Raw genomic sequence first — 9,875 nt, forward strand, 5'->3', positions numbered from 1 at the left:
CGCCGCGGTGCTGGCGCTGGGCAGGGCGCGGGCGGGCACCGCCGCGCTGCCGCACTCGCCGCGGCTGCTGCGCGAGCTGTCCGGCTCGGTCGCCAGCGGCACGCATGGCGCCCACGGCACGACCGCGGCCACGACCGTGCCGGGGATCGACGTCGCCGCCTACCAGCATCCGGACGGCGCGCCCATCAACTGGGCCGGCGTCTACGCGGCCGGCTACCGGTTCGCGGCCATCAAGGCCACCGAGGGCGACTACTACGTCAACCCGTGGGTGCTCAGCGACCTGGCCGTGGCGCAGACCGCGGGCCTGTACGTCACCGCCTACCACTTCGCGATACCCAACGTCAGCGGCGGGGCCGAGCAGGCCAGGTTCGCGGTGCAGTACTCCGACTACGCCACCGGCGCCAAGATGCTCCCGCTGATGCTGGACATCGAGTACGACCCGTACGTGTCGAGCGACGGCACCAACATGTGTTACGGGCTCAGCGCGACCCAGATGACCGCCTGGATCGCCGCGTTCGTCTCGACGGCGCGGAGCCTGACCGGGCAGTACCCGATCATCTACACCACGGCGAACTGGTGGGACACGTGCACGGGCGGCAGCACCGCGTTCGGCGCGGACCCGATGTGGGTGGCGGCGTACGGCTTCGTCAGCCCGCCGATGCCGGCCGGCTGGCCGGCCTACACGTTCTGGCAGTACACAAGCACGGGCACGGTGCCGGGGGTGGACTCTCCCGGCACCACCGACCTCGACGACTTCAACACCGGCCTGGCCGGGCTGATCGACCCGGGCAGCCAGCAAAACGGCGTCGGCGCGCGGGTCGCGCTGCAGGTCAACTCGCTTGCCGCCGTGGCCAGTCTGCCGCTCACCTACACCGCCACCGGGCTGCCGCCCGGCCTGGCGATCAACGGCGCCGGCATGATCAGCGGCGTCATCGGCGACGTGCCGGGCGGCACCGGCGACCCGGTCTACGACGTGACGATCAAGGCCGCCAACGCCGCGGGCCCGGCCGGCTCGGTGAGCTTCGCCTGGCACATCAACGTGGCACATCAGGTGATCGCGGGCGCGCCGGGGTAGCAGCGGACGCGGGTCACTGGCCGCTGGCGGCCGTCTGCGCGGCGCGTATCGCGGCCGCGCGCATCCGCGCGCGCAGGTCCGCGTTCGCGCCGCGGTCGGTCCGCGCCTCGACGATCCGCAGCCCGGTCCCGGTGACGGCCTTGGCCAGCTCGCCGGGGTGCTCGACGAGCGCGTACGGCACGCCGAACGCGGCCGCGAGCAGCTCGACAGAGGCTCCGTGCGGTGTCCCGAACATCCGCTCGAACATCCCCCGGTCCGCCCCGGCCTGCTCAAGCGCGCTGAAAATGCCGCCGCCGTCGTTGTTGACCACGACCAGGCACAGGTCCGGCCGCGGCTCCCCCGGCCCGATCGCGAGCCCGGCCGCGTCGTGCAGCAGCGCCAGGTCCCCGATCAGCGCGAACGCGGGCGCCCCGGACGCGGCCGCGTGCGCGAGCGCCGCGCCGCCTGCCGTGGACGCGGTCCCGTCGATCCCGCTGGCGCCCCTGCTCGCCAGCACCCGCACATCCGCCCGCGGCGGCATAAGAAGATCGATATCCCGAACGGACAGGCTGTTCCCGGCCCAGAGCAGTGCCTGCTCGGGCAGCGCGGCGAGCAGCTCGCGGGCGACCTGCGGCTCGGTCAGCGCCGACTCGGCGCCGCTCATGGCCCTGTCGAGCACGGCGTCGGCGGCGCGCCGCGCGGCGGAGTCCGCGCGGCGCCATCGCTCCAGCCAGCTGGGCGCCCCGGGCGCCCCGGGCGCCCCGGGCGCCCCGGGCACGCCGGGGACGCCGGCCAGCCGCACGCTCGCGGTGACGTCGGTCGCGGCGCGCTGCGGGTCGGCCCACCGCCCCGGTCCCTGCGCCACGACCACGTGCCGCACCGGTTCGCCCGCCCCGGCGAGAGCCAGCAGCGCTGACTGCGGCCGGGACAGCCCGGGCCGGCCGGCGGAAACGATCACAAGCGGCCGGTGCGCCGCCATGAACGCCTCCGACGCCAGCAGGTACTGGTACCCGGGCAGCGCGTTCGGCCCGCGCCGCGCCCCGGACGACGGCTCGGCGAGCACCGGCCACCCAGCGCGCTCGGCCAGCTCGACCAGCGCGGCGGCGTCGTAGTCCCCGTCTCCGCAGACCACGACCCCGCGTTCGGTCCACGGCAGCGCCAGTACCCCGGCGGCTACGGCCCTGGCGCTCCCGCCAGCTCGGGCGGCGCGAGTCCATGGCGCGCCGCCTGGACGCCCGTCCAGCGGCTCGGGCCAGTCGTCCGTGTCGTCAGGGACGAGGGGGTCACGGAACGGGAGGTTCACGTGGACAGGGCCGGGGAAGGTGCCCGTGTCGCCGGCCGCCAGCGCCCACGCCTGGCAGGCCAGCGACCGCCAGTAGCCCGCCGCGCCCTGGCGGGGGTGCGGCACCTCGGCCTCGGCGTACCAGCGGACCGCCGCCCCGTACAGCTTCACCTGGTCGACGGTCTGGTTAGCGCCGGTGTCGCGCAGCTCAGGCGGCCGGTCGGCGGTGAGCACGAGCAGCGGGACGCCTGACTCGCCGGCCTCGATGACCGCCGGGTGGAAGTTCGCCGCCGCGGTGCCCGACGTGCACAGCACCGCGGCCGGCCGGCGGCTCGCCTTGGCCAGGCCGAGCGCGGTGAACGACGCGGAGCGCTCGTCGATCCGGACGTGCAGCCGCACCCGGCCCGCCCGGTCCAGCTCGTGCAGCGCCATCGCCATCGGCGTGGACCGCGATCCAGGCGCGGCCACGGCCTCGCGCAGCCCGCACCTGGCCAGCTCGTCGGCGAAGACCATGCCGAACGCCGTTGCGGGGTTCACGGTCCCGCCCGGCCCTCTCTTGCTGTTATCGCCGGTCCGTTTCTTGCTGTTATCGCCGGTTCCGCGCCGAGGTACTCCGCGGCCGCGCGCGCCCGCCGCCGCCACGGCCCGGGGTCGGTCTCCCAGCGGGCGAGCGCCGCCAGGCTGACGGCCGGCCGGCGGACCGGCAGCTCGCCCCCGCTTTCGGCGAGCGGGTCGGCGGTCACGTCGCCCGCGAGCAGCGACATCGTCGCCAGGCCGCACGCGTACGGCAGCTCGGGCAGCGCCGCGGCGAGCGCCACGCCGGCGGCCAGCCCGACGGAGGAGTCGACCGCGCTTGACACCACGACCGGCAGCCCGCACGCCTGCGCCACCCGCAGTGCCGCGCGCACGCCGCCGAGCGGCTGCACCTTGACCATGACGACGTCGGCCGCCCCGATGGCCCGCACGCGCAGCGGGTCCTCGGCCTTGCGGATCGACTCGTCCGCCGCGACGGGAATGTCGATAAGCCGGCGGAGCTCGGCGAGCTCCTCGAGGGTGGCGCAGGGCTGTTCGGCGTACTCGAGGGTGTAGCGGTCAAGCGCGCGGAGCATCCGCGCCGCCGTGCCGACATCCCAGCCGCCGTTGGCGTCGACCCGGATCCGCCCGTCCGCGCCGAGCGCGTCGCGCACCGCCGCGACCCGCTCGACATCCTCGGCCGGCGCCTGGCCCTGCTCGGCCACCTTCACCTTCGCGGTGCGGCAGCCCGACCCGGCGACGATCTCACGGGCGCGCTCTGGCGCGACGGCGGGCACGGTCACGTTCACCGGCACCCGGTCCCTGACGGGTTCTGGCCACGGGACCGTTGCCGACTCGATCGCGCTGGCCAGCCAGCGCGCCGCTTCCCGCGGCCCGTACTCGGCGAACGGCGAGAACTCCCCCCACCCGGCCGGCCCCTCGATGAGCGCCCCTTCCCGCACGGTGATCCCGCGGAACTTCGTCCGCATCGGAATCGCGAACGCCCGCAGTGTGCCGAGCAGATCGGACAGCTCCATCACGGGCGGCGGGGGAACTTCGCGAAGTCGGGGGTCCGCTTTTCCTTGTAGGCGTCGCGGCCCTCCTGGGCCTCCTCGCTCATGTAGTACAGCAGCGTCGCGTCGCCCGCGAACTGCTGCATGCCCGCCGCCCCGTCGGTCACCGCGTTCAGCGCGCCCTTGAGCATCCGCAGCGCCAGCGGCGACTTCGCCAGCAGCTCCTCGCACCAGCGCAGCGTCTCGGCCTCCAGGTCCGCCAGCGGCACGACCGCGTTCACCAGGCCCATCGCCAGGGCCTCGGCCGCGGTGTACTGACGGCACAGGTACCACATCTCGCGCGCCTTCTTCAGGCCCACGGTCTGCGCGAGCAGCCAGGAGCCGTACCCGCCGTCGAACGACCCGACCTTCGGCCCGGTCTGCCCGAAGACCGCGTTGTCCGCGGCGATCGTCAGGTCGCAGCACACGTGCAGCACGTGGCCGCCGCCGATCGCGTAGCCGGCCACCATCGCGATCACCGGCTTGGGGGTCCGCCGGATCTGCACCTGCAGGTCAAGCACGTTCAGCCGCCCGACGCCGCGCTCGTCGACGTACCCGTCGTCGCCGCGGATCTTCTGGTCGCCGCCTGAGCAGAACGCCGCCTCGCCCGCGCCGGTGAGAATGATCACGCCGATCCCCGGGTCGTCGCGGGCGACGTTGAACGCGTGCGACAGCTCGAACAGGGTGGCCGGCCGGAACGCGTTGCGCACCTCGGGCCGGTTGATCGTGATCTTCGCCACGCCGCCCGCGGTGTCGTACCAGATGTCGGAGTAGTCCTTGCCTGGTTCCGGACCAGACCGCTGCCACTGCGCCACTCGTAACCTCCCTCGGTCCGGGATCTAACCTTAATAACCGTGAATGAGCGTCCCCTGCACGCGGTACTGCTCTCGGGCGTCGCGGACGCGGCCCGGCTGATCGAGCCCCTGGCCGCGGCGCTGGCCGGCGGCGGGCCGGCGATCGCGCCGCTGGACGCCGGCCTGCCCGCCGCGCGGCTGCGGCAGCTGCTTGACGCCTTGCGCCCCGAGGTGGTGGTGGGACCCGACGGAGACGCCACGGCTCGTTCTGACGGAGAAAGGACAGCGGCGGATACGGCGGTGATCATCGGCACCTCCGGATCCACCGGGGACCCCAAGGGCGTCGAGCTGAGCGCGGCGGCGCTGCTGCATTCGGCGCGGGCGTCGCTGGCCCGCCTCCGCGCGCTGCCCGGGCAGCGATGGCTATGCTGCCTGCCGGTCACCCATGTCGCCGGGCTGCAGGTCCTGGTCCGGTCGCAGGTCTGCGGCACAGCGCCGGCGACGGTGCCCGCGCTCGGCGCGCAGGCCCTCGCCGCGGCCGGGGCGTCGCACGTGTCGGTCGTGCCGGCCCAGCTGGCCCGGCTGCTTGCCGACCCGGCGGCGGCGGCCGCGCTCGCCCAGTTCTCCTCGGTGCTCGTCGGCGGGGCGGCGGCCGCGCCGGGACTGGTCGAGCGGGCGCGGGCGGCAGGGGTGCCGGCGGTGACCACGTACGGGATGAGCGAGACCTGCGGCGGGTGCGTGTACGACGGGGTGCCGCTCGACGGGGTGAGCGTGCGGGCGGGCGCGGACGGGCTGCTGCGGATCCGCGGGCCGGTGCTGATGAACCGCTACCACGGCCAGCCGGACCTGGCCGGTGAGTTCGTGACCTCCGACCTTGGTTACCTGGAGGCGGGCGGTCGCGTCGTCGTCCGCGGCCGCGCCGACGACGCGATCAACACCGGCGGGTTCAAGGTGATCCCCGGCGAGGTCGCCGCCGTGCTCGCGGACTGCCCCGGCGTGCGCGAGGTGGTCGTGGTCGGGCGGCCCGACCCGGTATGGGGCGAACGGGTCACCGCGATCGTGGTCCCCGCGGACCACGCTCACCCGCCTAGCCTAGAATTGTTGCGTACGCACGTACGCACGCGATTGCCGCGTTACGCTTCTCCCGGCGAACTGGTGCTGACGGACGCCATCCCGGTGCTCCCCACCGGCAAGCCAGACCTCGCCTCCCTCAAGAACGTTACGCGGATGGGAACATTCTCACGCGCGGAGCGTTAATTAAGAGTGCCCGCAGCGAACATCGGTGAAACCGGGGCGGGCTACTCATAAGCCACGTGGGGACCGCAAGACGACGTGTTGTTGAACGGCGCAGCGCATGCGCACGTGAACCAGGGTAAGGGAGGTGTCTCATGCCGCGGATCGCGACGGCCGCTCCTGCGCAGGACGAGGAGACCAGCTCGACTCGCGTGGACGACCTGATCCAGCGCGGTCGCAGCCAGGGCCACCTGTCCCTTTCGGACCTGCGGACCGCCTTCGAGCAGGCGGGTCTTACCCCCGCCGAGGCTCGGTCAATTCTCCGCGAGCTGAGCGAGTCCGGGGTCCGGCTTGCCGACGAGGAGACAGAAACCGCCACTGACAAGCCCGCCGGGGCAGGACAGGGGGCAGCGGTGAAGGGCTCTGCGGTTATCGACGCTGCGGCAGTGGACTTTCCCGGTAAGGGTTCCGCGGCCCACGCCACGGCAGCGAGGAAGGGCCGCGCCAAGAGGGCCGACGACGCCGACGCCGAGATCGGCCAAGTGGATGGCGACGCCGACGGGGACCTGGAGTTCGGGGACGAGGACGTCGCGGCGATCGAGGCGGACGTCGCCGCGCTCGCCGACGGGGTTGACCTCGACGACCAGACGCCCGCCATGGGCGACTCGGTGCACACCTACCTGAAGTCCATCGGCCGGACCAGCCTGCTCACCGCCGAGCAGGAGGTCGACCTGGCCAAGCGGATCGAGGCTGGCCTGTTCGCCGAGCACAAGCTGGACACCGAGCCCGACCTCGACCCCGACTACCGGCGCGACCTTGAGCTTGTCGCCGAGGACGGCCGGCGCGCCAAGGCGCACATGCTCGAGGCCAACCTGCGGCTGGTGGTCTCGGTCGCGAAGAAGTACAGCGACCGCGGGCTGTCGCTCCTGGACGTCGTGCAGGAGGGGAACCTGGGCCTGATCCGCGCTGTCGAGAAGTTCGACTACACGAAGGGCTACAAGTTCTCCACTTACGCCATGTGGTGGATCCGGCAGGCGATCCAGCGCGGCTTCGCCGACTCGGCCCGGACGATCCGGCTGCCGGTGCACGTGCTCGAGATGCTGTCCAAGCTGTCGCGCGTCGAGCGCGACATGCACCAGCGGCTCGGCCGTGAGCCCACCCCGGAGGAGCTGGCCGTCGAGCTGGACCGGACGCCGGACCAGATCGAGGAGCTGCTGCGCACGTCGCGCCAGCCGATCTCGCTCGACTCGACGATCGGCGAGGACGGCGAGACGTCGATCGGCGACCTCATCGAGGACGTGGACGCCCCGGAGGCCTCCGAGCTGGTCGACCGTCAGCTGATGGCCGAGCAGCTGCGCTCCGCGCTCGACGCGCTGACGCCGCGCGAGGCCACGATCATGGCCATGCGGTTCGGCCTGTACGACGGCAACCCGCACACGCTGGACGAGATCGGCCGTGCACTCGGCCTCACCCGCGAGCGGATCCGCCAGCTGGAGAAGCAGTCGCTGTCCAAGCTGCGCCACCCGTCCCGGGCGCAGCCGCTGCTCGACTTCGCCTCCTGAGGACTTGCCGAGTCCCCCGCAAACGGCAGCGCTCGCGCGCTGCTGCGGCCAACGTGCCGGACCCGACCTCCCGCCGGGTCCGGCACGTTGGCCGTTACGGACCACCCGGCACGCGGCCCGGGCCGCGCTGCACTAAGATTCCCAAGCCAGCCCTGATTTTCGGCGTGTCGGGCACTAGCGGGAGGCGCGGTACAGATGGACGACGAAGGCCTGCTGGACGAGCTGCAGGAAGACATCGGCGGGGACTACAGCGCGCAGCTTCGCGTGGCGGCCGGGATGCTCAGCGGGGACGCTCAGGCCGCGGTGCCCTTCCTGCTGTTCTCGATCGCCAAGAGCCTGGAGGACATCTCGTTCCTGCTTGCCAACGACAGCATCAGCGTGGTCATGGAGACAGAAGAGGACGAGGAGTAGCCGCCGTCCTCGCCCCCCGCCCCTCGCCCCCGTCCTCGCCGGGGTGCGCTCCTCCCGGGCATCACCGGCAGCGTAAATGGCTTGCGCGGCGGTCCCCCGCCGCCACGGCGGCGACCACGACGGCCGCGCAGGCGGCCAGGGCGATCTGCGGGATCGCGTCGGCCGCCGGCGAAAGCAGCGCCAGCACGGCGATCCCGGCGAGCCGGGTCCACGGGATGACCCGCCAGACGACGAACTTGAACGCGGCGTGCCCGGCGAGGAACAGCGCCGGGCCGCCGAGGATCATCCAGGCCGCCGGCGCGCTCGCGGCGGACGACGGGAGCAGGAGAAGCGTCTGGTCGCCGGCCGCGGTGACGATGATGCCCGCCACCATCACGGGGTGGATCAGGTGGTAAGCGGACCTGCCCAGCCGGCCGGGGTCGGCGGAGACGGCGATGACCCGCGCGCTGGCCCCCGCCGACCGGTCGAAGTACAGCCACCACAGCGCGACCGAGCCAGCGAACGCCACCACGAACGCGGCGACCATGGTCGCGGTCACGTGCGCCGCCTCCGACAGCGCGGCGCCGATGATGACGATCGACTCGCCGAGCGCGATCAGGATGAACGCCTGGCAGCGCTCGGCGAAGTGACCGCCCTCGATCGTCCAGTCCGCGGTGTTGGACCGGCCGAGGCCCGGCGTCGCGAACCCGGCGAGCCCGCCCCCGACGTCGGTGGCGACCGCCAGCACCCACAGCACGTCCCTGGCCGGGCCCCCCGCCAGGCCGCCGGCGACGGCGAAGGCCCCGCTGACGGCGCACCAGGCGAGAATCCGCTCGTAGTTCCGCTGCAGCGGCCCGCGCAGCGCCGCCACCATGAAGCCGCTGCGCCCGACCTGCTGGACGGCGTAGGCGGTGCCCACCACCCAGCCCCAGCCCGCGAACGCGTGCGGCAGCGCCGCGGACATCGCCAGGCTGATCAGCATGAGCACGACGAGCAGCAGCCGGACCTCGATCCGCTCTGGGTCCATCCAGTTCGTGACCCACGTGGTGTAGGCCCAGACCAGCCACACGATCGCGAGCAGCAGCGCCGCCTGCAGCGCGCCGACCGCGGTCGCGTGGCCCAGCAGGAAGTGCGAAAGCTGCGTGACCGCGAAGACGTACACCAGGTCGAAGAACAGCTCGATGTTCGTGACCCGCTGGTCGCCTGACCGGTCGCGCAGCAGCCGCCCGGCCCGCGTGCTCACCAGGCGTAGTGCTCCGGGGCGGGCTGGTAGCCGGGGAAGATCTCGTCGAGCTGGCCGAGGACCTCGGCATCCAGCGTGACGGCGAGCGCGCGCTGCGCGCCGTCGAACTGGGCGAGCGTGCGCGGCCCGATGATCGGCGCGGTCACCGCGGGCTGGTGCAGCAGCCAGGCCAGGGCCACGGTCGCGGGTTCCTCGCCGATCTTGTCGCACAGGTCCTCGTACGCCTCGATCCGCTCCCTGTACCGGTCGACGAGCGCCTTCGCCCGCCCGGCGAGCCGGCGGCGCCCCTCGCGTTCGGCTTTCAGCACGCCGCCGAGCAGCCCGCCTTCGAGCGGCGACCACGGGATGACGCCCACCCCGTACGCGATCGCGGCGGGCAGCACCTCCAGTTCGACGTCGCGGGTCATCAGGTTGTACAGCGACTGCTCGCTGACCAGCCCGGTCAGGCCGCGGGAGCGCGCGGTCTCGCAGGCCCGCGCGATGTGCCAGCCCGCGAAGTTGGACGAGCCCGCGTACACGATCTTGCCCGCCTCGATGAGCACCTCCATCGCCTGCCAGATCTCGTCCCACGGGGTGGCGCGGTCGATGTGGTGCATCTGGTACAGGTCGATGTAGTCGGTCCGCAGCCGGCGCAGCGAGGCTTCGCACGCGCGGCGGATGTTCAGCGCGGACAGCTTGCCCTCGTTCGGCCACGTCCCCATGTCGCCGTAGAGCTTTGTCGCCAGGACCGTCCGCTCGCGCCTGCCGCCGCC

General features: G+C 73.1%; 9 protein-coding genes. 4 read left to right on the forward strand and 5 right to left on the reverse strand.

Annotated elements, in window-relative coordinates; genetic code table 11:
• On the forward strand, positions 1-1,075 hold a 1,075-nt coding region (locus tag Q1N79_RS21000; RefSeq protein WP_300611519.1), incomplete at its 5' end, for a GH25 family lysozyme.
• A gap of 13 nt (positions 1,076-1,088) precedes the next feature.
• On the opposite strand, the gene menD is transcribed toward Q1N79_RS21000, so the two are convergent.
• Genes menD through menB form a run of 3 tightly spaced genes read right to left on the reverse strand, consistent with a single transcriptional unit; the run spans position 1,089 to position 4,716 of the window.
• The gene (gene menD / locus Q1N79_RS21005; RefSeq protein WP_300611521.1) at positions 1,089-2,873 is read right to left on the reverse strand and encodes a 2-succinyl-5-enolpyruvyl-6-hydroxy-3-cyclohexene-1-carboxylic-acid synthase; all 1,785 of its coding nucleotides are present in this window, start codon (positions 2,871-2,873) and stop codon (positions 1,089-1,091) included.
• Positions 2,870-3,886 (reverse strand): o-succinylbenzoate synthase, encoded by a 1,017-nt coding sequence (locus tag Q1N79_RS21010; protein ID WP_300611522.1) that lies wholly within the window; start codon positions 3,884-3,886, stop codon positions 2,870-2,872. The genes menD and Q1N79_RS21010 overlap by 4 nt, the downstream gene beginning before the upstream one ends.
• A complete protein-coding gene (gene menB, locus Q1N79_RS21015) occupies positions 3,886-4,716 on the reverse strand; it encodes a 1,4-dihydroxy-2-naphthoyl-CoA synthase (RefSeq protein ID WP_300611523.1) in 831 nt (276 codons plus the stop codon). The genes Q1N79_RS21010 and menB overlap by 1 nt, the downstream gene beginning before the upstream one ends.
• Before the next feature lie 39 nt (positions 4,717-4,755).
• Here menB and Q1N79_RS21020 point away from each other — a divergent pair, with 39 nt between their 5' ends.
• From Q1N79_RS21020 to Q1N79_RS21030, 3 genes are all read left to right on the forward strand, one after another.
• On the forward strand, positions 4,756-5,952 hold the full coding sequence (locus Q1N79_RS21020; protein ID WP_300611524.1) for an AMP-binding protein: 1,197 nt from the start codon (positions 4,756-4,758) through the stop codon (positions 5,950-5,952).
• Positions 5,953-6,083: 131 nt separating this feature from the next.
• On the forward strand, positions 6,084-7,490 hold the full coding sequence (locus Q1N79_RS21025) for an RNA polymerase sigma factor (protein WP_300611527.1): 1,407 nt from the start codon (positions 6,084-6,086) through the stop codon (positions 7,488-7,490).
• Positions 7,491-7,685: 195 nt separating this feature from the next.
• Complete coding sequence (locus Q1N79_RS21030) at positions 7,686-7,901, forward strand: hypothetical protein (protein ID WP_300611529.1); 216 nt, start codon at positions 7,686-7,688, stop codon at positions 7,899-7,901.
• Between the two features lie 61 nt (positions 7,902-7,962).
• Here Q1N79_RS21030 and Q1N79_RS21035 read toward each other — a convergent pair whose 3' ends face one another.
• Both Q1N79_RS21035 and Q1N79_RS21040 read right to left on the reverse strand, forming a co-directional pair.
• Positions 7,963-9,123: a low temperature requirement protein A gene (locus Q1N79_RS21035; RefSeq protein WP_300611532.1), complete on the reverse strand. Its 1,161-nt coding sequence runs from the start codon at positions 9,121-9,123 to the stop codon at positions 7,963-7,965.
• Positions 9,120-9,875: aldo/keto reductase (locus Q1N79_RS21040; protein ID WP_300611533.1), on the reverse strand; the 756-nt coding region annotated here is incomplete at its 5' end. The genes Q1N79_RS21035 and Q1N79_RS21040, both read right to left, overlap by 4 nt.

The sequence above is a fragment of the Trebonia sp. genome, assembly GCF_030042015.1.
GTDB lineage: Bacteria > Actinomycetota > Actinomycetes > Streptosporangiales > Streptosporangiaceae > Trebonia.

Coding starts and splice junctions, on each gene's coding strand:
- Q1N79_RS21030 (WP_300611529.1), top strand. CDS start 7,686: ATGGACGACGAAGGCCTGCTGGACGAGCTGCAGGAAGACATCGGCGGG.
- Q1N79_RS21025 (WP_300611527.1), top strand. CDS start 6,084: ATGCCGCGGATCGCGACGGCCGCTCCTGCGCAGGACGAGGAGACCAGC.
- Q1N79_RS21010 (WP_300611522.1), bottom strand. CDS start 3,886: ATGGAGCTGTCCGATCTGCTCGGCACACTGCGGGCGTTCGCGATTCCG.